Origin of the sequence: Bacillus jepli, from assembly GCF_047238305.1 — a bacterium.
Taxonomy (GTDB): domain Bacteria; phylum Bacillota; class Bacilli; order Bacillales; family Bacillaceae_L; genus Ferdinandcohnia.
This window is the reverse complement of the sequence record NZ_JBDFMO010000001.1, coordinates 1,069,970-1,095,418: the sequence shown is the minus strand read 5'-3', so window position 1 is coordinate 1,095,418 and position 25,449 is coordinate 1,069,970. Positions and strand designations below refer to the sequence as shown.

Sequence of the window (25,449 nt, the reverse complement as noted above, 5' to 3'; positions counted from 1 at the left end):
TTTGGGATTTACTCCTGATCAGGATTTCGTAAATAATAGCCAACTCCACGTCTCGTCACAATCCAAGTTGGATGACTCGGGCTGTCTTCAATTTTTTCGCGCAAACGACGGACGGTCACGTCTACTGTTCGTACATCTCCAAAATAGTCATAGCCCCATACTGTTTGTAATAAATGCTCTCTCGTCATGACTTGACCTAAGTGCTTCGCTAAATAATGCAAGAGTTCAAATTCGCGATGAGTTAATTCAATTGTTTCACCACGTTTACTTACTACATAGGCATCAGGATGGATGACAAGTGAACCTACTGTTATTTCACTAGATGTATCCTGGCTTACCGCCTCGGAAATTTGTTGGTGCCTGCGTAGATTTGCTTTTACCCGTGCAAGCAGTTCTCTTGTACTAAACGGCTTTGTGACATAATCGTCAGCACCTAGCTCAAGACCCAATACTTTGTCAATTTCAGAGTCCTTTGCTGTCAACATGACAATTGGCATATCATGTTTTTTTCGTACCTCACGACATACCTCCATACCATCCTTATGGGGTAGCATGATGTCGAGAAGAATAAGGTCAGGCTCTACCTCCTCCACCTTTTCTAAGGCCTCATTACCGTCATAAGCACAAACTACCTTATATCCTTCTTTTTCTAGATTAAATTGCAATATATCTGCAATTGGTTTCTCATCATCAACTACAAGAATTACTTTTTCCATTCGTGATTACTCCTTCACTTTGAAATAATTTACGGTTTCATTTATATAGTTCGAATTGTTCCTTTTATTTTGCACCTTTATCTTTAACTTTAGCAGAAAAAGGGAGGTATATCATTAGTAAGTGTGAAAAAAACGCTGATTTAGGGCATTTGTCCTCTCCTTTTACGCCTTTGTCATTCTTTATACTTATGAAAAAACCTCCAGCATCATGCTGAAGGTTTTAAGTCTGAATTAGTTTAGATATTCTAACGGGTTTTTCAGAGCCCCATTTATATATAATTCAAAATGTAAGTGAGTTCCTGTTGAGTTTCCTGTTGATCCCATTACACCAATTTGTTGACCTCTCGAAACTGTTTGTCCCACACTCACGTGAATGGAAGACATGTGTGCATAAACTGTTTTCATTCCATTGTTATGGTTAATCACAACTTTATTACCGAAGCTTCCATCATAACCAGCTTCTACTACTGTTCCATTGTCAGCTGCCTTAATCGCATAATTGCTTGGTCTTGCAATATCAATTCCTTTATGGAGTTTTCCCCATCTATATCCAACATGACTAGAAATATAACCGCCAACTGTCGGCCATGCAAGCTGACCAGATCCTCGAGATGGAACAACCTTCGTTCCTTTTTCGATAATCTCAGTTACTGGTTCCTTGATAATGGACTCATCAAGCTTATTTGTTTCAGTTGTCACGCCATTGATGATTTTATATTCATAGTGAACAGTCTTTTCACCATCTTGACCTTCTTGGGTTACTTTTCTGTCACCTTTAAACATATTTGAATTTTCATTTACCTTTGTTTCAAACTTAATTGTTTCTTTTTTGTTTTGCTCTTTTTTAACAACAACTGTTAAAAATGGTTTATATGCTGTTACATTTAGCTCTTGTCCGATTTGAAGCAAAGTATCTTCTGTCATCCCTGGGTTTAATGCTAGTAATTCAGCAGTTTTTAAATCATGGTCAACTGCGATAGATCCTAGTACATCTCCCTCTTTGACCTGATACTTTTTCTCCTCTAAAGTTCCCTTTTGAAGCAATGTAACAGTATCAGCAGGGTTATTAACCTGCTCAGGTGAAACTTTTTCGTCTGAAATTGAAACTTTTTCTACAAATGAAACGTCTAATAAACGAGACTGTCCTTCAGCTAATGCTGGTAAAGGCTCTTCTGAGTTTGCTCTAGCTTCAAGTTGCTGCAACTCTTCTTCGTTTACATATTGTAATTTTAATTGTTTAAGAGCTTCATTTGCTTCTTCCTCATTTTTAAGGTATGCAACTGGCTCTCCGTCAACAGTAATAGCTTTAGCTTCCGCTGCAATTTCAAGTTCCGTTTCTAACTTCTTTGCAGTAGTAACATTATTAAAAGTAGGATGAAAAGCTTGTTCTTCTATGATGGATACATTATCTGCGACTAGGTCTAGTTCTTGATATTGGTCCTTTAAAGAATTTACTTTCTGATCAATTACTTTTTCTACGACATTTTTGGAATCAACTGTTCCCACTCTTTGGCCATCTATGTATATGTGATACACGGTTTGAATTTTTGTATCAGCAGATACAGTTCCAAACACAAGTGTTGAAAGTGCAACAGATGTAATGGCAACTCGTTTAAATAAAGTCATGTATGTTCTTGGTGCTTTTTTATTATTATTTTGATTTGACACGGTCTTTCCTCCCTGAACAAAGGTTGCTTGTCCGAAAATTCGTTCCTCTCACCCTGTGAGTTGAAAAGCGTTATCTTACAAAATACGCCAAGACGTATTCGATAGTTCGACAAATCTCTCTATTTTATACTTTATTAATTTACCATAGAATTTGAAAAATAGTATACTAGTTTCCAATATGTAATATAATTGTAGCATTGCTTCCATTTTTTTACACGTTTTTGTAGGATTTTGACATAGACTTGGGTCTTTCCACTTATAGAACTATGCAATTTCTGTCGATTTCCTATTTCTAAAGGCATCCATTTAACATATTTCATAGATAAAATGACATAGATTAAAAAAAGGACGTATCACAATTGTGACACGTCCTTTTTACGCTCCTGGTGGAATACCAGCGTCGTCAAACCTTCGTTCGAGATTGACGAATTTATTATATTCTTTGACGAAAGCCAGCGAAACTGTTCCTACTGGGCCGTTACGTTGCTTTGCAATAATAATTTCAATGATATTCTTATTCTCTGACTCTTTGTCATAATAATCATCACGGTATAAGAAAGCTACAATATCTGCATCCTGCTCAATACTTCCTGATTCACGAATATCTGACATCATTGGACGCTTGTCCTGTCTTTGTTCAACTCCACGGGAAAGCTGGGATAAGGCAATAACCGGAACCTTCAATTCACGAGCTAATGCTTTTAAGGAACGAGAGATTTCAGAAACCTCTTGTTGACGGTTTTCGCCGCTTCTGCCGTTTCCTTGGATCAATTGAAGGTAATCAATCAGAATCATCCCTAATCCACTTTCTTGCTTTAGTCTACGGCATTTTGAGCGAATCTCATTAACACGAATGCCTGGGGTATCATCAATATAAATTCCTGAATTTGATAAGCTTCCCATTGCCATCGTTAGCTTACTCCAATCCTCGGGTGTTAAGGAGCCGGTACGTAGGTTTTGGGCGTTGATGTTTCCTTCTGCGCAAAGCATCCTCATCACTAGCTGCTCAGCCCCCATCTCTAGACTAAAGATGGCGACATTCTCATCAGTCTTTGTTGCTACGTTTTGCGCAATATTAAGAGCGAAGGCTGTCTTACCAACAGATGGACGGGCTGCCACGATAATTAAATCATTTCGTTGGAATCCAGCTGTCATTTTGTCAAGCTCTGTAAATCCTGTTGGAATTCCCGTAATATCGCCTACACGATTATGAAGGGTTTCAATATTGTCATAGGTTTGGACGAGAACATCCTTAATATTTTGGAAAGCACCCGCATTTTTACGGTTTGCCACTTCCATAATATTTTTTTCGGCCTCACTTAATAGAGAATCAACCTCGTCTTCACGTGAATAACCATCCGTTGCAATCGTCGTTGCCGTGCGGATCAATCGGCGCAAAATCGATTTCTCTTCAATGATCTTCGCATAATATTCAATATTGGCTGCGGTTGGAACAGAGCCTGCCAATTCACTTAAATAAGAAACTCCACCAATTTCATCTAAAATCTTGACATCCGCTAACTCAGAAGTAACCGTGACAAGGTCGACCGGTTCACCTTTATCTGAGAGATTTAGCATTGCGTCAAAAATCTTTTGGTGAGATGTCCGATAAAAGTCTTCTGGAATCAATACTTCTGAAGCAAGAGTAAGTGAACTCGGTTCTAGAAAAATGGCGCCTAAAACAGCTTGCTCTGCTTCTATATTTTGCGGAGGAATACGATCAGCAAAAATGTCACTCAACTATTCTCCACTCCCTTTATTTGTATAAATTTTTGTGATTGTTGTCTAGCTCCAGGCACCATCGACTCGAGGTCATAAGCCAATCGCTTCTGAAGGTAAAAGGCACCTTCTGTCAGCGCTCGTCTTATGCTTGTCGTCGATAAATGGGCGCCTTGCGCTTTTCTTATCTATCTATCTATCTATTATACTAATTTCGAAATGAAAAAGCTTGTTATACGAAAAAAATGTGATCCTGTATGTAAACAAAACCACATTTTTCATTCTATCTGTTTTCTATGTTCTTTTTCAATGGAAATTACTGTTCTTTGACATGTACTTTTACAGTTGCTGATACTTCTGGGTGTAATTTTACAGGGACATTAGTATAACCTAATGCTCTAATTCCATCCGGAAGATCAAATTTACGCTTATCAATTTTAATTCCATGTTTTTTCGCAAGCTCATCGGCAATTTGCTTACTAGTTACAGAGCCGAATAGTCTGCCGCCCTCACCCGCTTTTGCTTGTAACTCAACCGTTAAAGCCTCAAGCTTTTCTTTTAGTTGCTTTGATTGTGCTAATTCTTCTGCAGCTTCTTTTGATTCTTTATTTTTCTTTGCCTCTAATGTTTTCATGTTTGCTGGTGTCGCTTCAATCGCAAGGTTTTGCTTAATTAGGAAATTGTGGGCATATCCATCAGATACGTTTTTCACTTCTCCTTTTTTTCCTTTACCTTTTACATCTTTTAAGAAAATGACTTTCATTCCTTTGTACCTCCCTCTAAATACTCATCTATAACTAAAAGTAGCTGTTCTTCTGCTTCTTCGATCGTTGTGTCCGTAAGCTGAGTAGCTGCATTTGTCAAATGGCCACCGCCACCTAAACCTTCCATAATTAACTGGACATTGACCTCTCCTAATGACCGAGCACTGATTCCAACTCTTAAATCATGGCGGATGGAAATCACAAATGAGGCAACTACGTCATTCATCGTTAGCAATGTATCTGCTGCCTGAGCAATCATCACTTGATCGTACGTCTCATTTTCTTTTCCTTTTGCAATCGCAATTCCATTTTTATAAATAAACGCTGATTCAATCAGTTTTGAACGTTTTTTAAACTGATCCATGTTTTCCTTAAGGAATTTCTGAACGAGGACCGTATCCGCACCTTGAGCACGTAAATAGGATGCCGCATCGAATGTTCTTGAGCCTGTTCGAAGCGTAAAGCTCTTTGTATCAACAATAATTCCCGCAAGTAGAGCAGTCGCCTCAAGCATATCGATTTTCTTACGCTTTGGCTGATATTCAAGAAGCTCTGTGACCAATTCTGCTGTAGATGAGGCATATGGTTCCATATATACGAGTAATGGTGATTGTATAAATTCTTCACCGCGACGGTGATGGTCAATGACCACTACTTTATCAATTTTTGATACGAGTTTTTCCTCAATAACAAGCGACGGCTTATGGGTGTCTACAACAACAAGCAGCGTTTCGTTTGTAGCGATTTCAAGAGCTTGTTCTGGTGTAATAAAATAGGACCAGAGTTCTGTATTTTCTTTCACTTCCTCAAGTAGACGTCCTACACCTGAATCAATTTCATTTGGATTTAAAACAATGTACCCTTCTTTATGGTTCATTTGTGCCACTTTTAAAATTCCAATGGAAGCCCCTACTGCATCCATATCAGGGTATTTATGGCCCATTATGATGACTTTATCACTTTCAGAGACAATTTCCTTTAATGCATGTGAAATCACTCGTGCGCGGACCCTGGTCCGTTTTTCCATGGGATTCGTTTTGCCGCCATAAAACTTAACCTTCCCATTCGGAAGTTTAATCGCAACTTGGTCTCCACCACGTCCCAATGCTAGGTCTAAACTTGATTGCGCCGCCGCACCAAGCTCTGGAAGTGTTGGAACGCCTATTCCAATCCCAATACTTAGGGTTAATGCTACGCTATCTTTTGCGGTGTTTTCCCTCACATCATCCAAAATCGTGAATTTTGTTTTTTCAAGATTCGATAGGATCTCTTCATTCAACACGGCGATGAATCGCTCAGATGAAGTCCGCTTTAAAAAGACGCCATGCTCATTCGCCCATTCATTCAATATGGATGTAACTTGGCTATTAAGCGAGCTTTTTCGTTGATCATCCATTCCCTGGGTTACTTCATCATAGTTATCTAAAAAGATAATCCCCAAAACAGTTCGCTCTGCTTCATACAATTGCACAATTTCCATTTGTTCAGTTACATCAAAGAAATAAAGTAAACGTTCTTCTCTCTTTATGATGACCTTGAATTTCTGCTCATTTAATGTAATTGTCTCACTTTCGATCTCTTGTTGAATTAAGGGTACAATCAGTTCCTCAACCTCATAAAGCGATCTTCCTACCAGCGTATCTGCGTCAAGAAAGTTCGATAAATAGGCATTTGCCCACTCAACCTGAAATTCCTCATTATAAAGCAGGATCCCAATCGGCATTTCCATTAACGCTTCTTCGCCAACCTTTTTTAAGCGATACGAAAGGGTTGAGATATAATGCTCCATTTCCTTTTTTAGAATTGAGTTTGCTTTTAATAAAAAATACACAATAAATCCAAGGAGCAGAAAACATGCTAACCCGATCATCCATTTAAAATAAACAAGAATTGCACTAAAAATACTTGTTATCACAAGCAATGCATAAATAGGATAGCGAAATAACTTCCTTTTGTAAAAATCTGGCATGTAATTTTCAGCTCCCTAAAGCTTTGTTTTACTTCTTTCCGCTAATTCGATTTCTCAGTTGAAACCCTATGTCAATTATACCTAAGATTCGAATAATATAAAGGAGAAATGGTGTGAAGATTGTCAGTATAATTGGCACAGCCTTTGTAATTCCTTTTTGATGGCAAAAATAATAAATGAAGGACAGACCTTGAATTATCATAAATAACTGCAGAACAAAAAAGAGATTTAAAAAGGCGGTATACCCAAACGTACCCTTTTCCAATTCAACAAAGCTTAAAAGTAAAATTAGTAAGTAATACCATAAAATACTCTTAGGAAAAGTAATCTCCCGGAAAGGTGGAAATGGATTCATTTTCACTTGAAGTCGGGTAAGCACTGGTTTCATTGCTATTACCGTAACAAAGGCTAGAAGCATCGCAAACAAAACGAACATACTTGGGACGATGTATTGCATCATGTTAATTGACTCTTCAAGTTTTGCAATAGCCTCTTTATTCACTTCGCCCCCTGTTGCCCTCATTATACTCTCAGCCATGGCAAAAGATTCCCGTGAGCTCTCTCGAATCATGTCAAATACATCAATTTGCAGAACTGCTATAGCTGTTACATACAGTAGCACGATTGAGAACAAATACGATAAACAGGAGCCTAGAAAAAGCTCGATACCACTTCTTCCTCGGTTGATCAACTCACCTAGTAAGATTCCTGTTATTCCAAACACAATCGTATGTATAATCCCCAAAACCGAACCTAATAGCCCAGATAATAAAAAGGCAATTAGTAGAAATAGGAATGACTGCTTTACCCGATATTTCACCGTAAACAGAATAAATGGTACTGGCAAAAGGAATAAAAATAAAGCTCCTAATAGTGGGATATATAAAGTAAGAAGTAATAGCACACTATAAAAAGCTAGTAGCATGGCGCCTTCTGTTAAATTTTTTGCGTTTTTCACCTTTTCACCTCAACTTATATGACCCTTTAAAACATGAGCCTATTTTAACAATCACTTTCTATTTTAAAGATTTACTAGAAAGTCTTCAACTTTTGGACCTCCACTGAACATGATGTCTTCAAAGTTTGACATAGAAACCTGTCATTCTTTAGTCGAATATCTCCTGTTATAAAAACTTTTTGTTTTACTTTTCCCTATTTTCTATTATGATAGTAATTAAATGAATAAACGTAACCACAAGGGGAGCAATTTTGCTGAGAGTGAACATTAGAGTTCAGACCCTTCGAACCTGTTAGTTAATGCTAGCGTAGGGATGTGAGAGTTACCTGAGAACTTATACTTTTATTAAAGTTGTTCTCCTTTGGGGTGCGTTTTTTTACAACATACTTCAAGGGGGATTTTTTTATGAGAAACACAAGATTACAGGCAATGATTGAAGCTGCAATTTTTGCAGTATTGGCGTTGGCACTGGACATATTTGTACCATCTATTAAAATCGCAACAATATCCATTTCTTTTGCAATGGTTCCTGTATTTATTATTTCTTTAAGATGGGGATTCAAAACAGGGTTTCTTTCAGGATTAATATGGGGATTATTACAACTTGTATTCGACCCTCAAATTATTCATCCATTACAAGGTTTTATTGAATTTGTAATTGCTTTTCCTTTTATCGGTTTTGCTGGTTTATTTAAAAGTCCGGTTCAAAACATGTTAAATAAAAATAAAAAAGGATTAGCTTTAGTTATGATTGTATTCGCAATATTTGTAGGAAGTGTAGCACGTTACTTCTGGCATTTTCTTGCTGGATTTATATACTGGGGCATGTATGCACCAAAAGGAATGGACCCTGTGTTTTACTCCTTTACATTTAACAGCATTGCAATGCTAGGATCCTTTATTGCATGTTCAATCGTTTTAGTATTACTTATAGTAGCTTCACCTCGTTTTTTCATACAAAAGCAAACAATGTAAGAACCACAGGGACGGTTCTCTTGGTCCCGTCAAAAAATAACCATAAAAAAAGCGATGACCGCATTGACAGTCATCGCTTTTGTTTACTATTCACCAGATACATATGGTAATAATGCCATTTGACGAGCACGTTTAATAGCAACTGTTAATTTACGTTGGTATTTTGCGCTTGTACCAGTTACTCGACGAGGTAAGATTTTACCACGCTCAGAAACGAATTTTTTAAGTAAATCTACTTCTTTGTAATCGATGTGTGTAATTCCATTAGCTGTGAAGTAACACACTTTACGACGCTTTGCACGTCCACCTTTACGTCCGCCTGCCATCTCTTTTTCCTCCTTCCGAATTTCATTTTATAGATTAACTTACAAGTTAGAATGGAAGATCATCGTCTGAAATATCGATGGGTTGTCCATCATTCGCAAATGGATCTTGGTCTACTCTTGTAGGTCCTTGGTTTTGATTTGGGTTCTGACTCTGTCCAAATGGAGAGTATCCACCTTGGCCACCGCCTTGGCTTCCACCCTGGTTGCCACCGTAGCCACCTTGATTACCACCATAGCCTCCGCCATTATTGCCACCAAAGTTACCTCCACCGCTGCGCTGTTGGTCATTTGCATTTCGAGGTTCAAGGAATTGAACACTTTCTGCTACAACCTCAGTAACATATACGCGTTTGCCATCTTGACCTTCATAATTTCTCGTTTGAAGACGACCATCAACGCCTGCTAAACTTCCCTTTTTCAGAAAGTTCGCCACGTTTTCAGCGGGTCGGCGCCATACAACGCAATTAATGAAGTCAGCTTCACGTTCGCCTGACTGATTCGTAAATGTTCGATTTACTGCGAGTGTGAAGGTTGCAACTGCAACTCCACTTGGGGTATACCGTAATTCCGGATCCTTTGTAAGTCTCCCAACGAGAACTACGCGATTCATCATCAGAACCATCTCCTTAACAGGATATTGAAACAGAGTCTATACTCTAAAATATTCTTATTCTTATTCTTCTTCTTTAACAACGATATGACGGATAATGTCTTCACTGATCTTCGCTAAACGATCGAATTCGCTAACAGCTTCAGCGTTAGACACTACGTTAAGAATCATGTAATAACCATCGCGGAAATCATTGATTTCATAAGCTAAACGGCGCTTACCCCATTCTTTTACGTTTGTAATCTCCGCACCATTGTCAGTTAAAACGCCATTAAAACGCTCAACTAAAGCCTTTTTCGCTTCATCATCAATGTTTGGACGGATGATATACATAACTTCGTATTTTCTCATCACGTTACACCTCCTTTTGGACTAACGGCTCTTTATCTAAAAAGAGCAAGGAGCAATTTTTTCAATTACTCACAGAAAAATATTATATCACATGAATAAATTGTAGGCAAGAAATGTTTAACTTTATTCAGCTGCGTCCAACTTTTTTAAAAGAAAACCACAAAACGAGAACTCGTCCTGTGGCTACTTTACACATACCTTATACATTAAATCGGAAATGAATGACATCTCCATCTTGAACAACATATTCTTTCCCTTCAAGACGTACCTTACCTGCCTCACGAGCAGCAGTCATCGAACCACCTGCAAGCAAATCTTCATACGATACTGTCTCTGCACGGATAAACCCTCTCTCAAAATCAGAGTGAATGATCCCTGCACACTGTGGAGCTTTCATTCCTTTTCTAAACGTCCATGCTCTTACCTCTTGTACACCAGCTGTAAAATACGTAGCAAGACCTAATAAATGATACGCAGTACGAATTAATTGATCAAGTCCAGATTCCTCAATTCCCAACTCTTCAAGGAACATTTCCTTTTCTTCTCCGTCAAGCTCAACGATCTCTGACTCGATTTTCGCACAAATTACAATAACTTCAGCATTGTCTTTTTCTGCAAACTCACGAACCGATTGAACATACTCGTTTGAAGAAGGTTCAGCTACATCATCTTCACCAACATTGGCAACGTATAAAACTGGTTTACTTGTTAATAAATGCATGCCTTTTACATACTTCATTTGTTCGTCTGTAAATTCAATTGCACGAGCTGGTTGTTCATTTTCAAATGCTTCTTTTAACATAACAAGTACTTCGTGTTCTGCAACAGCATCCTTATCCTTTTGCTTTGCAAGCTTCGCAACACGATCAATACGCTTATCTACTGACTCCAAATCCGCTAAAATAAGTTCTAAATTGATTGTCTCAATATCAGCAATTGGATCTACCTTGCCCGCTACGTGTGTAATATTATCATCTGCAAAACAACGTACAACATGACAAATTGCATCCACTTGACGGATATGTGATAAAAACTTATTTCCAAGACCTTCCCCTTTGCTGGCACCTTTAACAATTCCTGCAATATCCGTAAATTCAAAAGTTGTTGGAACAGTCTTTTTGGGTTGTACTAATTCTGTTAATTTATTTAAACGCTCATCTGGAACCTCAACAATCCCCACATTTGGGTCGATTGTACAGAACGGATAGTTCGCTGATTCTGCGCCTGCTTGAGTAATTGCATTAAAAAGAGTTGATTTTCCGACATTTGGAAGACCAACGATACCTGCTGTTAACGCCATTGATTATTCCACTCCTCTTATCCGTAACATACTAACTAGCCTTCAACAATTATAGATATTCCTCATCAAAAACACAAGCCGTTTCGGCTAGAAACGGCTTTCGTAAGTATACCAAATATCTATTCGATAATCTTTTCAATTCCAACAAGGCAATCATATAACGTACTCCCAAGCCCATTATCGGAAACCTCATGTGAAGTCAGTTGATTTACACTACCACCAAAAAGATGCCATTGTCCTTCATCAATGCAAACGATATTTCGAGCTGAGTCCTTTAAAATCTGAACCTTTCCTGTAATTTCTCCACGATCATTAAACACTCTCACTCTATCATTTGGCTCTAGACCCTTTTGCTCTGCAATATCCTTTGAGATTTCAACCTTTACTGATTGCAATCCTTCAATCAAGTGATAATTTTGTGAATGATTTGAGCGTAAAGGATGAATCGTTAAAAGTGAATATGGGTATTTTTGGGCTAGATTTTGGTTTGAATGAATGGATTCTCTTGGATATGAGATTTTCAAACGTCCATCATACCCTTTTGTCTCCCCTAGCGATGAAGTAAATTCAAATTTTTTCGATCGAGTTTTAAATTGATAATCGTGCCAAGGTACAAGCTGTACTGGAAGTGGAACATGGTTTTTCTCTTTAATTACGTCAAAAGTAATTCCTTCATCCTGTAATGAACCCATTCCCATTTTGATAAACTCTTCTCTTGTATAGTCAAAATCTTCTCCAAAGCCTAGCTTTTTTGCTAGTTCTGTCCAAATCCATACATCTGATTTTGCTTCACCACGGGCTTCGACTAGCTTTGGTCCATAATTAACAAAATGATGATACATGGAGGAATAGTAAATATCTTCTTCCTCAAAAACGGTCGCTGATGGTAGCAGATAATCAGCCAATCTTGCTGTGTCGGTCATAAACTGTTCTAGTACAACAACCGTGTCTACTGACTGAAAAGCTTCCTCCACAAGTGCTGTGTTTGGCACCTGTGTCAACGGATTCCCACATGATACCATAATCATTTTGATTGGCGGATCTGAAGCCGTTAAGATTTTTTTCGCTTGTTCAGCCATTACAAATGCTCTTGTTTCCTTTTTTCTCTCAGGGAGAGTCAATGCATCACTATTAAAGCTTTGGCCAACCTGTGTATTACCAAAATTTGCACCACCACCAGGAATTCCAACATTCCCACTAATTGCAACAAGGGCATCAATTAAACGGATTGTATTTCCCCCATTAGCGTAACGCTGCATTCCTAATCCCATATAGGTCGTTGTTGGACCATCACTATAAACATGTGCTAAATGTGTAATTGTTTCACGTGGAACATTTGTTATTTTCTCGATTTGTTCCATTGATACTGAATCTATTACATCGACTAAATCTTCAAAACCAATTGTATAGTTTTCAATAAAATCTTGATTTTGTAGCCCTAGGCGAAGCATTTCCTTCATAATTCCAATCGCCAAGAACCCATCCATTCCTGGAGTAATGGAGATGTATGAATGTGCAATTTTAGCCGTACCATTATAGATAGGATCAATGACAATTAAGTTGGCACCCTTCTTTTTCACTTCCTGTAAATTAGCGAAAAGATGCATGTTTGTTCGGGTTACATTTCTTCCCCAAATAACTACATTTTTACTATTGTATATATCATCTGGAGCATGACTTGCCGCATTTCCAAAATCCCAATTTTGAGCTTCAATTCCGGAACCCCAGCAGATGCTTCCAATTAGTTCAGTAGCACCACCAAAACAATTAAAAAAGCGATCCGGGATTTTTGTTAATAGTCCTCCATTTGCATAGTCATGGCTATGTAATACAGCAGTAGAACCATATTTCTGTCTCACATCTGCAAGTTTCGCTGAAATTTCAGTTAAAGCCTGCTCCCACGTAATTCTCTGAAACTCTCCATCTATTTTTTTCAAAGGATAAAGAATCCGTTCATCAGAGTTTGTTCTTGCTTCCAACATACGGCCTCGGCCACAAATCTTCCCCTTTGTAATTGGATGTTCTTTATCGCCATCTATTTTAATAATTTTTCCATCTTCTACTTCAACAACAAAACCACAGCTATCCCAACAATTTAATGGACATGCAGATTTAAATGTGGCCAATCCACTCATCTCCCCACGTAGATCCAAATATCATATCCTATATTATAAATCACCTTTTTTAAAATACTACAAAAAAGATTTAGCACTTAAATGCAACTCTTCCCAATAAAAAAACATGAGGCTCTATTCCTCATGCTTTACTAAAATCTTTTTTAATTTTCGTCCGAATTCTTTTCGTGGAATGAGTACGCTATGCGCACAACCTTCACATTTTATTCGAATATCCATCCCCAGTCGAATGATTTTCCATTTATTTGTTCCACACGGATGAGGTTTCTTCATTTCAACAATATCATGTAATCCGTAGTCTTTTTCAACCATGACATTCACCCTTTATCCTTCATATTTATTGTATTGTACCAAGAAATCATTTGAAATTGTAGCGATTTACAATCGGATAAAGTAAAATAACAGCTAATAAATATAAATTTGCAATTCCATATATTGGATATAAAATTGAAACAAGGGTTGAAAAGCCAAAAGTGGTAAAGGGGATCATCAGTAAAATCAGCAAAATCGCAATTATCCACAACGGCATTTTCATTTTTTCCTTAAAACGTGTGGATAATCCTAATAACCCTGATGCCGCGGTTGTGAATATCGCACCAAATAAGAGAATGGACATAATAAACACCGCTACATAAGGAAAGTTCTTCAGAATCACAAACAATGGAATTTCATATAGCATTATTTCCTGTGCCACCTCAATGAGTGCTTCATTATAAATAAAAGTTATAACACCTAAAAACAAACCACTTCCAATACTCGCAACCCATGCCTCACCTTTTGACTTCATTTCTTTTCCAATTGCGCCTAACACAGCAACAAGTGGTAAAATGTTAAGTGCTGTAAACGTAAAGGCAGATGGCCAGTTGCTTTGCTCTTGGAGATTAAATGAGAATTCCTTTCCACCAGATGTTAAGAAAATAAACAAAACCGTGATTAAAAAAATAATTAAGGCAGGAATAATTGCCATATTTATCGAGACCAGGCCATTAATATTCCATAAAAACACCAAAACAAGGAAAAAACCAAAAATTAAAATGCCCCACCAAAACGTGATATTAAACAATTCTAAAGTAGCACCACCACCAGCTAACATTACGACTGTCGTCGAAAATAAGTATAGAATCGTAATGACATCATATACATGTGAAACCTTTTCCCCTACTAGTTCTTTTAATACCGGCACAAAATGTTCTGCTTTTTTTTCATAACTAATTTTCATTATGATATAGCAACAAATGATAAAAATAAATGTAAAAAAAATAATAGCCAGACCACTCTGTTCACCATAAAACTGCCAAATTTCTCTACCTGATGCATACCCTGCACCAATAGCCGTACCTAAAATTAGAAACATCCACCGAATTCCTGCTTGAAACATACAATCCCCCCGCCGCTCATAATTCCTCTATCTACTAAAACGACCAACATACAAGCTAAAGATTATTTTTCAGATGTATAGAATATAAGATTCTTCCGTATACTGTTACTACAGTTAAAAAGGGGTGAAAAACCTATGAATCTAAGATACAAATTATTTGACCATCTAAAAAATGAACCTTTTCGAATTTCACATGACCATGAATTAGCCGATCACCAAATTGCCTTAAAAATCAATTCGATGCTCCCACCTAAGACCGATCAGCCAATTGTTATCTTTTGCATTGGCACAGACCGTTCCACTGGCGACTGTCTTGGGCCCTTAATCGGTTCAAAAATTATCGAAAAAGGACTGTCCCACTTTCATGTATATGGCACATTGGACGAACCTATTCATGCAGTTAATCTTCAAGATAAAATTGAGGAAATGAAACAGAATTATTCAGATCCCTTTATTATTGGAATAGATGCCTGTCTTGGCCGATTAAAGAGCGTAGGGTTCATTACTATTGGCGAAGGGCCAATCAAACCTGGTGCGGGCGTAAATAAGGAATTAACCCCTATTGGTGACATGCATATTACAGGGATTGTAAATGTCAGTGGATTTATGGAGTTTTTCGTCCTACAGAATACAAGATTAAATTTAGTTATGAAACTAGCTGATACCATTTCAAATGGTATTTATAGGGCTGAACATAAGTATCTTCGAAAGATGGAACTCGACCCAATCGAGAAGGAGCGATTTACCCTATAAAAAAACCTCTTCTGTCATAGAAGAGGTTTAAATAATAGCTTGCGCGAAATAGATAATAGAATCCCAAAAATACAACAAAGTTACGAGAATCGCGACTACTAAAATACCTGGTAATAGATTGGCAACACGTATATTCGTTATGCCTAATAAATTTGTCCCAATTGCAATAATCATTAGGCCGCCCGCTCCAGTCATTTCGACAATAAACGAGTCCATAAGCTCAGCTGGAACCCATTTATCAATTTGTGTCGCAAATAAAGCAATAGAGCCTTGATACAGTATAACAGGCACTGCAGAAAACAGTACACCAATACCTAACGTTGTCGATAATATTAAACTTGTAAATCCATCTAGAATGGACTTTGTATAAAGAACACGGTGATCATTACGTAATCCACTATCAAGGGCCCCAATGATTGCCATTGCACCTATTACAAATATCAAGGTAGCTGTAACGAAACCCTTTGCAATTGTGCCCTCACCTGATGAGGAGCCAACCTTCTTTTCAATCCATCTACCTAATGTATTTAATTTGTCTTCAAGACCCCACCATTCACCGAGAATACCACCAAATACTAAACTAAAAATAACAATTAGGAACTGTTCACTTTTTAGTCCCATTTGAATTCCAAGCAAACAAACAGCAAGTCCAATTCCATGCATAACCGTTGTTTTTATCTTTTCGGGAATTCTGTGTAATACCTTTCCCAATAAGGTTCCAGCTGCAATACACAACCCATTTACAATCGTCCCTAACAAAACCAATTTTCATTTCCCCTAGTATATAAATTTGTATGTAATAAAAAACGCTGCACAGTCTTATTTGATTAAATAAAAACATGCAGGTTTTTTATTGGTCATTATGAGATTTTTGGTGATTCTAACAGTTCAAGAATTCTTTCAAGATCTTCATTTGAAAAGAACTCAATTTCAATTTTTCCCTTTTTCTTCGTTTGTTTAATCGTTACAGATGTACCAAAACGTTCGCGGAGGAACGACTCTTGTTCTTTAATAAAGACATCCTTTTCCTTTTTTGGTGGTTTAGATGTTTCACGTGGAACATTTTGATTCAGTTGATTAACCAACGCTTCTAATTGACGAACATTTAACTCCTCAGCAATGACCTTATCAACAATCGCATTCAATTTTTCCTTCTTTTTAAGTCCTAATAATGTACGTCCATGTCCCATGGACAATTTTCCTTCAGAAATTAAAATTTGTACATGTTTAGGTAGAGATAAAAGACGAAGGTGATTTGCAATATGGGGTCTACTTTTTCCTACTCTTTTTGAAAGCTGTTCTTGTGTGATTTTTAAATTGTCCAATAAGGATTGGTAAGCAAAGGCCTCTTCAATTGGTGATAAATCCTCACGCTGAAGATTTTCGAGTAATGCAATTTCCATCATTTGTTGCTCATCAAGCTCTCTAACAACAACAGGAACTGTTGCTAGCTTTGCCTCTTTTGCAGCACGGAATCGTCTCTCACCTGCCACAATTTGATATCCCTTAATCGTTTTTCTGACAATTAAAGGTTGCAAAACTCCATGTGTAAGTATGGACTCCTTTAGCTCAGCAATTGCCTCTGGCTCAAATGTCTTTCTTGGTTGATATGGATTTGGCTTTAACTCACTAACTTTAATCTCTTTTACAACCTCTTCTTTACCTACTTCGTCCATGGTTGGAAATAAAGCATTAAAACCTTTACCTAACCCCTTAGCCATTCACAATCACTTCCTTTGCAAGATCTAAGTATACTTCAGCACCTCTTGATTTTGGATCATAGATGATGATTGGTTCTCCGTGACTTGGAGCTTCACTTAATCGTACATTTCTTGGAATAATTGTTTTATAAACTTTGTCTTGGAAATACTTTTTAACTTCATCAATGACTTGAATACCTAAGTTTGTTCTTGCGTCAAGCATAGTTAAAAGTACTCCATCAATCATTAAATCTGTATTAAGATGTTTTTGAACCAAACGAATGGTATTTAAAAGCTGACTTAGGCCCTCAAGTGCATAATATTCACACTGAACTGGAATGATCACTGTATCAGAAGCTGTTAATGCATTTAATGTTAACAGACCTAATGATGGTGGACAGTCAATAATAATATAGTCATATTGGTCTCTAACTTCATCTAAGGCTCTTTTCAGACGAACCTCGCGAGAAATAGTCGGCACTAACTCAATTTCAGCACCCGCTAATTGGATTGTTGCTGGAATCATATATAAATTTTCAACTGTCGTTGGAACTGTAACATCCTTCGCTTCTACATCATCAACAAGCACATCATAGATGCATTGATCTACGTTTGCTTTTTCTATGCCGCAACCACTTGTCGCATTCCCTTGAGGGTCAATGTCAACAAGTAAAACACGCTTTCCGACATAAGCTAAACATGCGCTAAGGTTAACAGAAGTAGTAGTTTTCCCTACTCCACCCTTTTGGTTAGAAATTGAGATGATTTTCCCCACGATGTCACCTACTTTCACTTATAAACTACTTATCTACATTTTTTTACAAAGTGAGGGTTTTTATCAAATGCGCCTTGGCGTATTTGTGCCCAGATTTTTAGGCCCACTGGAGGTGGGTCACAAAGACGTTGCCACAGGAAGTGGCGTTCTTCGTCTTTGATCCTAAGTTCGAAAATTTCCTTTGAAAATCTGTGGCATCTGCCAGAGGCTTAAACTTATTCGGTTGAGGTTTGCCAACTGAATAAGTTTATACTATCACTTTTACTATTCTATCACGAAAAAATGATAGGGTTTATCTTTTTTTATAAAAAATGTTTCACGTGAAACATTTCCTATGATAAATGGTATGTTTTTTCTAAGTTGTTCGCAAAAAACAGTTTAAGAACCTAATCAAAAAAAATTCCCTCACCCCGAAAAGGTAAGGAAATGGATTTGTTTATTTTTTTTTGGGAATTCGTATCGTAAATTGGAAATAGTCATCGAATTCTTCCTCTTCTGTATTTAAGTTGACACCACTTTCCTCAACCATTGTTAATGATTGACGAATCGTATTCATTGCGATTCTCATATCGCGACTGACTGCTTTGAATTTTGGCTTTGGTCGCTTTCGCTCTTTTTCTAATTCAAGGATTTTCACGACGCGATCTTCTGTTTGCTTAACATTTAGTTCTTTTTCAATAATGTCATGCATCAGTTTAATTTGCTTTTCTGGATCCTTAAGCGGAATTAAGGCTCTTGCATGACGCTCTGTAAGCTTCTTTTGCATTAGCATTTGTTGGACTTCTTCAGGCAACTTTAATAAACGCAGCTTATTTGCGATTGTGGACTGCCCTTTCCCTAGTCGCTGAGCTAGCGCTTCCTGTGTAAGGTTATGTAATTCTAGTAATCTAGCATAAGCATACGCTTCTTCAATCGCTGATAATTCTTCTCGTTGTAGGTTTTCGATCAACGCAACGGATGCGGTTTCTGCATCATTGAATTCTTTAATAATTGCTGGAATTGTCTCCCATTCAAGAGTCTGAACGGCTCTCCAACGTCGTTCACCAGCAATGATTTCATATTGATTATCAGCAAATTGTCGAACAACTATTGGTTGGATGATCCCATGTGTACGTATGGTTAATGCAAGCTCTTTTATTTTATCCTCTGCAAAAACAGTTCTCGGTTGATATCGGTTTGGAACAATCTCATTTATCGGAATTTGTCGTACTTCCTCCAGGTGTGTCTCTTCATCATCTATTGAATCCTCTAATTGTGCTTCTACCACCTGTTCTTGATTCATTTGTTGTTTATCATCTTTTTCACCGATGCTAAATAATCGTGAAAATGGATGTTTCATAATTCCACCACCCCTTAGAACTCCCACTAATACGTATTCTCTATTTACTCTCTCATTCCTTCTATTATAACATGAATTTTACAAAAATCTTACTATCTTTCTACTAATTCGTGGGGCTTACAAATGATATACATGTAATAAAATCGTCCACCACAGATTATTTAATAGGTGAACGATTTGGTGTCCCTGGTTTACGAGGGTATTTTTTTGGTGTTGGTTTCTTCTTCTCGATGATTACAATGTTTCGGTCACTATTTTCAATCGGTAATAAAAAGTGATGTACCTCTTCTAGGTTGCCACCTAGTGTAGTGAGGGCTTTCTTCCCTTCCTCTAGCTCTTCTGCTACGGAGGCAGCCTTCATTGCGATAAATGTTCCATTTACCTTCACAAGTGGTAAACATAATTCACTTAATACAGACATTCTAGCGACAGCTCTTGCCATTACAATATCAAAGGATTCCCGAATTTCTCCCTTTTGCCCAAAGGTTTCGGCACGATCATGATAAAAGGCCACATGATCAAGCTGTAGCTCCTTTGAAAGCTCGTTAAGGAAAGTAATTCGCTTTTGAAGAGAGTCGACAATGGAAATTTTTAAATTCGGAAAACAGATTTTTAAAGGGATACTTGGGAATCCCGCACCCGCTCCTACGTCACAAATCGAATATTCCTTTGTAAAATCATAATAAAATGAAGCTGAAATCGAATCGTAAAAATGCTTTAAATATACCTCAGGCTTCTCTGTAATCGCCGTAAGGTTCATTTTTTCATTCCATTCAACTAATATTTTATAATAGGTTTCAAACTGATTTAGTTGGGTTGGAGAAAGGGAAATCCCCTTCTCCTCCAACATAGATGTAAATAATGAAGTGTCCATTTTCGTTTCCTTCCCCAATTAGTTTACCCGTGCAATTTTCCCTTGCTCAAGGTATACGAGCAGAATGGAAATATCAGCTGGATTTACACCTGAAATCCTAGAGGCTTGAGCAAGTGACAAAGGATGTACTTCTTTCAAATTCGCTCTAGCTTCATTTGCTAAACCAGAAATAGCGTCATAATCAATATTTTCTGGGATTTTTTTATCTTCCATCCGCTTTAACTTATCAACTTGCTGTAAGGATTTTTGAATATATCCTTCATACTTGATCTGAATCTCAATTTGCTCCGCTACATCAGGATGAATCTCTTGATTACTAGGAGCTAATTTACGAATATGCTCATACGTCATTTCAGGTCGTTTTAATAAATCTGATGCTAAAATGCCATCCTTTAACTCACTTCCACCAACTGAGCGAATTAGTTCTTGTACTTCATCTGTTGGTTTAATTCGTATACCTTGAAGACGTTCCATTTCTTGTTCAATAGCTGCTTTTTTATCTAAGAACTTTTGATATCTTTCTTCAGGAATTAACCCAATTTCATAACCAAGCTCTGTTAAACGTAGATCTGCATTATCGTGGCGAAGAAGTAAACGATATTCCGCACGAGAAGTTAAGAGTCGATAGGGTTCAGCTGTACCTTTTGTAACCAAATCATCAATAAGTACACCGATATAAGCATCTGAACGGCTTAAAATAACTTCCTCTTTATCAAGAGCACGACGTCCTGCATTAATACCAGCCATAATCCCTTGAGCTGCCGCTTCCTCATACCCAGATGTTCCATTTATTTGACCCGCTGTATAAAGGTTTTTGATTTTTTTCGTTTCAAGTGTTGGCCAAAGTTGGGTCGGGATAATCGCATCGTATTCGATCGCATATCCCGGTCTCATCATTTGGGCATTTTCAAGTCCTGGAACAGACGCAATCAAACGATGTTGTACGTCTTCAGGTAAGCTTGTAGAAAGGCCTTGAACATAGACCTCCTGCGTATTTCTTCCCTCTGGCTCAAGGAAAATTTGATGTCTTGGTTTGTCATGGAACCGTACTACTTTATCCTCTATGGATGGGCAGTATCGTGGCCCAGTACCTTTAATCATTCCGGAGTACATAGGAGAACGATGTAAATTTTCATCAATGATTTGATGTGTTTTTTCGCTCGTATATGTTAACCAGCATGGAAGCTGATCGGTGATGTATTTGACTGTTTCATATGAAAAAGCCCTAGGTGTTTCATCACCAGGTTGGATTTCTGTTTTACTGTAGTCAATCGTATGACTATTCACACGTGGTGGTGTACCCGTCTTAAAACGCACTAAATTGAAGCCTAACTCATCAAGTTGCTCAGATAACTTAATAGATGGCTGTTGGTTATTTGGTCCACTTGAGTACTTTAATTCACCAATAATGATTTCGCCACGTAAAAATGTACCTGTTGTAATAACAACTGTTTTGGCATGGTAGGTGGCACCAGTTTTCGTAATTACACCTTTACACACATCATCTTCAACAATTAGACGTTCCACCATTCCTTGGACAAGGGTTAAATTCGGTTCATTTTCTAATGTTCTTTTCATTTCATGTTGATAGGAAAACTTATCTGCTTGCGCACGTAAAGCACGAACAGCAGGACCCTTCCCTGTGTTTAGCATTCTCATTTGAATATGTGTTTTATCTATATTTTTGGCCATTTCACCGCCCAAGGCGTCGATTTCACGAACAACAGTTCCTTTGGCAGGTCCACCTATGGATGGGTTACATGGCATAAATGCGACCATATCTAAATTGATTGTAATCATCAGTGTCTTGGCACCTAGACGAGCAGAAGCTAAACCAGCTTCACTACCCGCATGACCTGCACCGATGACGATGACATCGTAATTACCGGCATCATAGCTCAATGTTACTTCCTCCTCTTAAAGGATGTTCAAAAAGTGACAGAAAAAGACACCATTTGAACTCATGTTTAATTTCTATTTTCCTAAACAAAATTGTGAAAATAGCTGATTGATTAAACTTTCGTGAACAGCATCTCCGACAATTTCCCCTAATAGTTCCCATGTTCTTGTTAAATCAATTTGAACCATGTCTATTGGTAGATCAGATTCCACGCCTGTAATCGCATCTTCAATTGATTTTTTTGCTTGCGTTAACAAGGCGATATGACGAGAGTTAGAAACATATGTTAAATCATTTGCTTCGACATTACCAGTAAAAAACAGGGAGGAAATCGCTTCTTCTAAAGCATCTACTCCTTTTTCCTCTAGTAAAGAGGTGGTAACGATTGGATTGTCTTTAGCAAGCTCCTTAACCTTTTCCATATTTATCTTTTGCGGAAGATCTGTTTTGTTAATGATGATGATTGAATCCATACCTGAAACAGCTTCAAATAAACGCTCGTCCTCTTCCGTCAACTCATCCCCATAGTTTAACACAAGTAAAATAAGATCCGCCTTTTTCAAAACCTCACGTGAGCGTTCAACACCAATACGTTCCACGATATCCTCAGTTTCACGGATTCCTGCAGTATCGACAAGACGTAATGGAACCCCTCGAACATTGACATATTCTTCAATCACATCCCGAGTTGTCCCTGGAATATCTGTTACAATTGCCTTATTTTCATGAACGAGGCTATTTAATAAAGACGATTTTCCAACATTCGGCCTACCTATAATAACAGTAGATAAGCCTTCTCGTAAAATTTTCCCTTGGTTTGAGGTTTCTAATAATTTGATGATTTCCACGCGTACTTTGCTGGCTTTTTCGAGTAACACACGATGGGTCATTTCTTCCACGTCATCATACTCAGGATAATCTATATTCACTTCAATATGTGCTAATGTTTCAAGCAATTCTTGACGCAAACGATTGATAAGGGTAGATAACTTCCCTTCCATTTGACCAATTGCTACATTCATCGCACGGTCAGTCTTTGCACGGATTAAATCCATAACTGCTTCTGCCTGCGAGAGATCTATCCGACCATTTAAAAAGGCACGCTTTGTAAATTCCCCAGGCTCAGCTAGTCTTGCTCCATTGGTAAGAACCAACTGAAGAACGCGGTTTACCGATACGAGTCCACCATGGCAATTGATTTCAACTACATCCTCTCTCGTAAAGGTCTTAGGTCCTCTCATCAAGGTTAGCATTACTTCCTCTACGACTTGGTTTGTATCTGGATCTACAATATGTCCATAATGAATCGTATGTGAGTCAACCTCTTTTAAATTTTTCCCTTTAAATACTCGGTTTGCTATATCAATCGCTTCATCCCCACTTAATCGAACGATAGCAATTGCTCCTTCACCCATTGGAGTTGAGATGGCCGCTATTGTATCAAACTCCATTTTTTCACCTTCTTATATATCAACATTCCATTGATTTGTGCTTTTTCGCTTAATCTGTGAATAACTTTTTCCTAATGCTCTTTTTACTAGTATTGCCTATTTATCCACACGGAAAACAAATTCTAGTTTTCCCAAAATAAACTACACTCCATTTTATCTTATCCACATGTGAATAACAATAATGAAGAATTCATTCATGTGCACATTAAACGTAATTCCTGTAATATAACAGTTCGTTCTTTAAAAAGACCAGGTCCCTTCCCCTATTAAAAAAGCGCACAAAAAAACCTAGGCACATACGCCTAGGCTTCTTCTCAATTTATTTTACTGGTGATATCACAATATAACGGTTTGGATCTGAACCACTTGAAGATGTTTTAACCTTCGCATGATCTGCAAGAGCAGTATGAATAACCTTTCGTTCGTAGGATGGCATTGGCTCTAATTTAACATCTTGCTTTGTTCGACCTACTTTATCAGCAAGTCTTTCTGCTAATTGAACCAAGGTTTCTTCTCGACGACCTCGATAGTTTTCAGCATCCACCGTAATGTTTAAATAATGGTCTGAAAATCGATTCGCAACCAGTTGTGTTAAATACTGTAATGAATTTAAGGTTTGGCCTCTTTTTCCTATTAAAACAGCCATTTTTTCACCGGATAATTGGAATGTCACATTCTTTCCATTTCGAACAACATCCAATTTCGCTTGAACACCCATTGATGAAATAACCTTTTCTAAAAACTTTTGTGCCTCTTCGACTGGGTCAATTTTCACAGTTACTTTTACAACAGCTGGCTTTGTTCCAAAAATCCCAAATATTCCTTTTTTACCCTCATCGATGATTTGAATTTCGGTGCGGTCTCTTGTTGTACTTAGTTGAGCTAAAGCTGACTCTACTGCTTCATCGACGGTTTGCCCTGTAGCAGTTACCTGTTTCACTTTTTGGCTCCTCCCGCATTTCCAGTTTTTGCTGCTCTAATATCTGGACCTTTAATTAAAATCGTTTGAACAATCATAAAGATGTTACCCACTACCCAGTATAAAGATAATGCTGCTGGGAAGCTGATCGCAAAGACAACAATCATGATTGGCATTAACCATAGCATCATTGCCATTTGTGGGTTGTTATCCATGCCCATCATGGTAATCTTCTGCTGGATAAATGTCGTCACACCAGCAACTAAAGGAAGAATATAATATGGATCTGACTCACCTAAGTCAAACCATAAGAAGTTGTGCTCAGCGATTTCTCTAGTTCTCATAATCGCATGGTAGAAACCAATTAAGATTGGCATCTGAATCAATAGCGGGAAACAACCTGCCAGAGGATTGACACCATGCTTTTGGAATAGCTGCATAGTCTCTTGTTGCAGTTTTTGTTGAGTTGCTTGGTCCTTTGAGCTGTATTTTTCACGAAGTGCTTTTAGCTCAGGTTGAATTGCTTGCATTGCTTTTGAACTCTTTGTTTGTTTAATCATTAATGGCAATAAAGCAAAACGAATTAATAGCGTAACAATGATAATTGCTAAACCATAGTTGTTGCTAAAAAGTTCAGCAAAATAAGTAATCAGCCAAGATAAAGGATAAACAAAGTATTTGTTCCAAAACCCTGTGCTTTCCGCTGTAATCGGATCATTGATTTGAGAACAACCAGATAAAAGAAGAATCAATCCTATTAGCGCACTTATTAATAATATTCGCCTTTTCAACTACTTTTCCTCCTAGTTCTAAATATCCTAAAGGTAAATATATATTATGAAACATATTCATTCGAAGAAAAATCAATA

24 protein-coding genes and 1 riboswitch are annotated in these 25,449 nt (G+C 37.6%); of the genes, 2 read left to right on the top strand and 22 right to left on the bottom strand.

Annotated elements, in window-relative coordinates; genetic code table 11:
• Nucleotides 1-8: 8 nt before the first annotated feature.
• From yycF to ABC371_RS05625, 6 genes are all read right to left on the bottom strand, one after another.
• Entirely contained in the window at nucleotides 9-716 is a 708-nt protein-coding gene (gene yycF / locus ABC371_RS05650) for a response regulator YycF (protein WP_116354469.1), read from the bottom strand.
• 231 nt (nucleotides 717-947) lie between these two features.
• A complete protein-coding gene (locus ABC371_RS05645; protein ID WP_412895889.1) occupies nucleotides 948-2,384 on the bottom strand; it encodes a peptidoglycan DD-metalloendopeptidase family protein in 1,437 nt (478 codons plus the stop codon).
• Nucleotides 2,385-2,759: 375 nt separating this feature from the next.
• Nucleotides 2,760-4,124, bottom strand: coding sequence for a replicative DNA helicase (dnaB, locus tag ABC371_RS05640; protein WP_412895888.1), 1,365 nt, complete (start codon nucleotides 4,122-4,124; stop codon nucleotides 2,760-2,762).
• Nucleotides 4,125-4,419: 295 nt separating this feature from the next.
• Nucleotides 4,420-4,866 carry a 50S ribosomal protein L9 gene (gene rplI / locus ABC371_RS05635; RefSeq protein ID WP_412895887.1) on the bottom strand — a complete coding sequence of 149 codons (447 nt, stop codon included), beginning with the start codon at nucleotides 4,864-4,866 and terminating at the stop codon, nucleotides 4,420-4,422.
• A complete protein-coding gene (locus ABC371_RS05630) occupies nucleotides 4,863-6,836 on the bottom strand; it encodes a DHH family phosphoesterase (protein WP_412895886.1) in 1,974 nt (657 codons plus the stop codon). The genes rplI and ABC371_RS05630 overlap by 4 nt, the downstream gene beginning before the upstream one ends.
• Nucleotides 6,837-6,864: 28 nt before the next feature.
• Nucleotides 6,865-7,794, bottom strand: coding sequence for a YybS family protein (locus ABC371_RS05625; RefSeq protein WP_412895885.1), 930 nt, complete (start codon nucleotides 7,792-7,794; stop codon nucleotides 6,865-6,867).
• A 229-nt stretch (nucleotides 7,795-8,023) separates the two neighbouring features.
• Nucleotides 8,024-8,125, top strand: a riboswitch (TPP riboswitch).
• 74 nt (nucleotides 8,126-8,199) lie between these two features.
• On the opposite strand from ABC371_RS05625, the gene thiT reads away from it, so the two are divergent.
• On the top strand, nucleotides 8,200-8,769 hold the full coding sequence (gene thiT / locus ABC371_RS05620) for an energy-coupled thiamine transporter ThiT (protein WP_412895884.1): 570 nt from the start codon (nucleotides 8,200-8,202) through the stop codon (nucleotides 8,767-8,769).
• Nucleotides 8,770-8,855: 86 nt separating this feature from the next.
• On the opposite strand, the gene rpsR is transcribed toward thiT, so the two are convergent.
• From rpsR to ABC371_RS05585, 7 genes are all read right to left on the bottom strand, one after another.
• Nucleotides 8,856-9,095 (bottom strand): 30S ribosomal protein S18, encoded by a 240-nt coding sequence (gene rpsR, locus ABC371_RS05615; RefSeq protein ID WP_010677416.1) that lies wholly within the window; start codon nucleotides 9,093-9,095, stop codon nucleotides 8,856-8,858.
• A 46-nt stretch (nucleotides 9,096-9,141) separates the two neighbouring features.
• Nucleotides 9,142-9,708, bottom strand: a complete 567-nt coding sequence (gene ssb, locus ABC371_RS05610) for a single-stranded DNA-binding protein (RefSeq protein WP_412895883.1) — start codon at nucleotides 9,706-9,708, stop codon at nucleotides 9,142-9,144.
• Between the two features lie 60 nt (nucleotides 9,709-9,768).
• Nucleotides 9,769-10,056 carry a 30S ribosomal protein S6 gene (gene rpsF, locus ABC371_RS05605; protein WP_116354461.1) on the bottom strand — a complete coding sequence of 96 codons (288 nt, stop codon included), beginning with the start codon at nucleotides 10,054-10,056 and terminating at the stop codon, nucleotides 9,769-9,771.
• 199 nt (nucleotides 10,057-10,255) lie between these two features.
• On the bottom strand, nucleotides 10,256-11,356 hold the full coding sequence (gene ychF / locus ABC371_RS05600; protein ID WP_412895882.1) for a redox-regulated ATPase YchF: 1,101 nt from the start codon (nucleotides 11,354-11,356) through the stop codon (nucleotides 10,256-10,258).
• Nucleotides 11,357-11,475: 119 nt separating this feature from the next.
• Nucleotides 11,476-13,482, bottom strand: a complete 2,007-nt coding sequence (locus ABC371_RS05595) for a molybdopterin-dependent oxidoreductase (protein ID WP_412895881.1) — start codon at nucleotides 13,480-13,482, stop codon at nucleotides 11,476-11,478.
• A 123-nt stretch (nucleotides 13,483-13,605) separates the two neighbouring features.
• The gene (locus tag ABC371_RS05590) at nucleotides 13,606-13,803 is read right to left on the bottom strand and encodes a DUF951 domain-containing protein (RefSeq protein ID WP_412895880.1); all 198 of its coding nucleotides are present in this window, start codon (nucleotides 13,801-13,803) and stop codon (nucleotides 13,606-13,608) included.
• A gap of 46 nt (nucleotides 13,804-13,849) precedes the next feature.
• Nucleotides 13,850-14,869: a YkvI family membrane protein gene (locus ABC371_RS05585; RefSeq protein WP_412895879.1), complete on the bottom strand. Its 1,020-nt coding sequence runs from the start codon at nucleotides 14,867-14,869 to the stop codon at nucleotides 13,850-13,852.
• 135 nt (nucleotides 14,870-15,004) lie between these two features.
• Here ABC371_RS05585 and yyaC point away from each other — a divergent pair, with 135 nt between their 5' ends.
• Complete coding sequence (gene yyaC / locus ABC371_RS05580) at nucleotides 15,005-15,622, top strand: spore protease YyaC (protein WP_412895878.1); 618 nt, start codon at nucleotides 15,005-15,007, stop codon at nucleotides 15,620-15,622.
• A gap of 27 nt (nucleotides 15,623-15,649) precedes the next feature.
• On the opposite strand, the gene ABC371_RS05575 is transcribed toward yyaC, so the two are convergent.
• From ABC371_RS05575 to spoIIIJ, 9 genes are all read right to left on the bottom strand, one after another.
• Nucleotides 15,650-16,387 (bottom strand): DUF554 domain-containing protein, encoded by a 738-nt coding sequence (locus tag ABC371_RS05575; RefSeq protein WP_412895877.1) that lies wholly within the window; start codon nucleotides 16,385-16,387, stop codon nucleotides 15,650-15,652.
• A gap of 95 nt (nucleotides 16,388-16,482) precedes the next feature.
• Nucleotides 16,483-17,343 carry a ParB/RepB/Spo0J family partition protein gene (locus ABC371_RS05570; RefSeq protein WP_412895876.1) on the bottom strand — a complete coding sequence of 287 codons (861 nt, stop codon included), beginning with the start codon at nucleotides 17,341-17,343 and terminating at the stop codon, nucleotides 16,483-16,485.
• Nucleotides 17,336-18,097, bottom strand: a complete 762-nt coding sequence (locus tag ABC371_RS05565) for a ParA family protein (RefSeq protein ID WP_136381896.1) — start codon at nucleotides 18,095-18,097, stop codon at nucleotides 17,336-17,338. The genes ABC371_RS05570 and ABC371_RS05565 overlap by 8 nt, the downstream gene beginning before the upstream one ends.
• A gap of 436 nt (nucleotides 18,098-18,533) precedes the next feature.
• Nucleotides 18,534-19,436: a nucleoid occlusion protein gene (noc, locus tag ABC371_RS05560; RefSeq protein ID WP_412895875.1), complete on the bottom strand. Its 903-nt coding sequence runs from the start codon at nucleotides 19,434-19,436 to the stop codon at nucleotides 18,534-18,536.
• A 157-nt stretch (nucleotides 19,437-19,593) separates the two neighbouring features.
• Nucleotides 19,594-20,310, bottom strand: a complete 717-nt coding sequence (rsmG, locus tag ABC371_RS05555) for a 16S rRNA (guanine(527)-N(7))-methyltransferase RsmG (protein WP_412895874.1) — start codon at nucleotides 20,308-20,310, stop codon at nucleotides 19,594-19,596.
• Nucleotides 20,311-20,328: 18 nt separating this feature from the next.
• Nucleotides 20,329-22,212, bottom strand: coding sequence for a tRNA uridine-5-carboxymethylaminomethyl(34) synthesis enzyme MnmG (mnmG, locus tag ABC371_RS05550; protein ID WP_412895873.1), 1,884 nt, complete (start codon nucleotides 22,210-22,212; stop codon nucleotides 20,329-20,331).
• Nucleotides 22,213-22,284: 72 nt separating this feature from the next.
• On the bottom strand, nucleotides 22,285-23,661 hold the full coding sequence (gene mnmE, locus ABC371_RS05545) for a tRNA uridine-5-carboxymethylaminomethyl(34) synthesis GTPase MnmE (RefSeq protein WP_412895872.1): 1,377 nt from the start codon (nucleotides 23,659-23,661) through the stop codon (nucleotides 22,285-22,287).
• A gap of 319 nt (nucleotides 23,662-23,980) precedes the next feature.
• Entirely contained in the window at nucleotides 23,981-24,601 is a 621-nt protein-coding gene (gene jag, locus ABC371_RS05540) for an RNA-binding cell elongation regulator Jag/EloR (RefSeq protein WP_412895871.1), read from the bottom strand.
• The gene (gene spoIIIJ / locus ABC371_RS05535; protein WP_412895870.1) at nucleotides 24,598-25,371 is read right to left on the bottom strand and encodes a YidC family membrane integrase SpoIIIJ; all 774 of its coding nucleotides are present in this window, start codon (nucleotides 25,369-25,371) and stop codon (nucleotides 24,598-24,600) included. Before spoIIIJ ends, jag begins: the two co-directional genes overlap by 4 nt.
• Nucleotides 25,372-25,449: the final 78 nt, after the last annotated feature.

What these genes read in the sequence shown, in the direction of transcription:
- yycF (WP_116354469.1), bottom strand. Translation starts at nt 716, where the DNA reads ATGGAAAAAGTAATTCTTGTAGTTGATGATGAGAAACCAATTGCAGAT.
- rplI (WP_412895887.1), bottom strand. Translation starts at nt 4,866, where the DNA reads ATGAAAGTCATTTTCTTAAAAGATGTAAAAGGTAAAGGAAAAAAAGGA.
- ABC371_RS05630 (WP_412895886.1), bottom strand. Translation starts at nt 6,836, where the DNA reads ATGCCAGATTTTTACAAAAGGAAGTTATTTCGCTATCCTATTTATGCA.
- thiT (WP_412895884.1), top strand. Translation starts at nt 8,200, where the DNA reads ATGAGAAACACAAGATTACAGGCAATGATTGAAGCTGCAATTTTTGCA.
- rpsR (WP_010677416.1), bottom strand. Translation starts at nt 9,095, where the DNA reads ATGGCAGGCGGACGTAAAGGTGGACGTGCAAAGCGTCGTAAAGTGTGT.
- ssb (WP_412895883.1), bottom strand. Translation starts at nt 9,708, where the DNA reads ATGATGAATCGCGTAGTTCTCGTTGGGAGACTTACAAAGGATCCGGAA.
- rpsF (WP_116354461.1), bottom strand. Translation starts at nt 10,056, where the DNA reads ATGAGAAAATACGAAGTTATGTATATCATCCGTCCAAACATTGATGAT.
- ychF (WP_412895882.1), bottom strand. Translation starts at nt 11,356, where the DNA reads ATGGCGTTAACAGCAGGTATCGTTGGTCTTCCAAATGTCGGAAAATCA.
- ABC371_RS05590 (WP_412895880.1), bottom strand. Translation starts at nt 13,803, where the DNA reads ATGGTTGAAAAAGACTACGGATTACATGATATTGTTGAAATGAAGAAA.
- ABC371_RS05585 (WP_412895879.1), bottom strand. Translation starts at nt 14,869, where the DNA reads ATGTTTCAAGCAGGAATTCGGTGGATGTTTCTAATTTTAGGTACGGCT.
- yyaC (WP_412895878.1), top strand. Translation starts at nt 15,005, where the DNA reads ATGAATCTAAGATACAAATTATTTGACCATCTAAAAAATGAACCTTTT.
- ABC371_RS05570 (WP_412895876.1), bottom strand. Translation starts at nt 17,343, where the DNA reads ATGGCTAAGGGGTTAGGTAAAGGTTTTAATGCTTTATTTCCAACCATG.
- noc (WP_412895875.1), bottom strand. Translation starts at nt 19,436, where the DNA reads ATGAAACATCCATTTTCACGATTATTTAGCATCGGTGAAAAAGATGAT.
- rsmG (WP_412895874.1), bottom strand. Translation starts at nt 20,310, where the DNA reads ATGGACACTTCATTATTTACATCTATGTTGGAGGAGAAGGGGATTTCC.
- mnmE (WP_412895872.1), bottom strand. Translation starts at nt 23,661, where the DNA reads ATGGAGTTTGATACAATAGCGGCCATCTCAACTCCAATGGGTGAAGGA.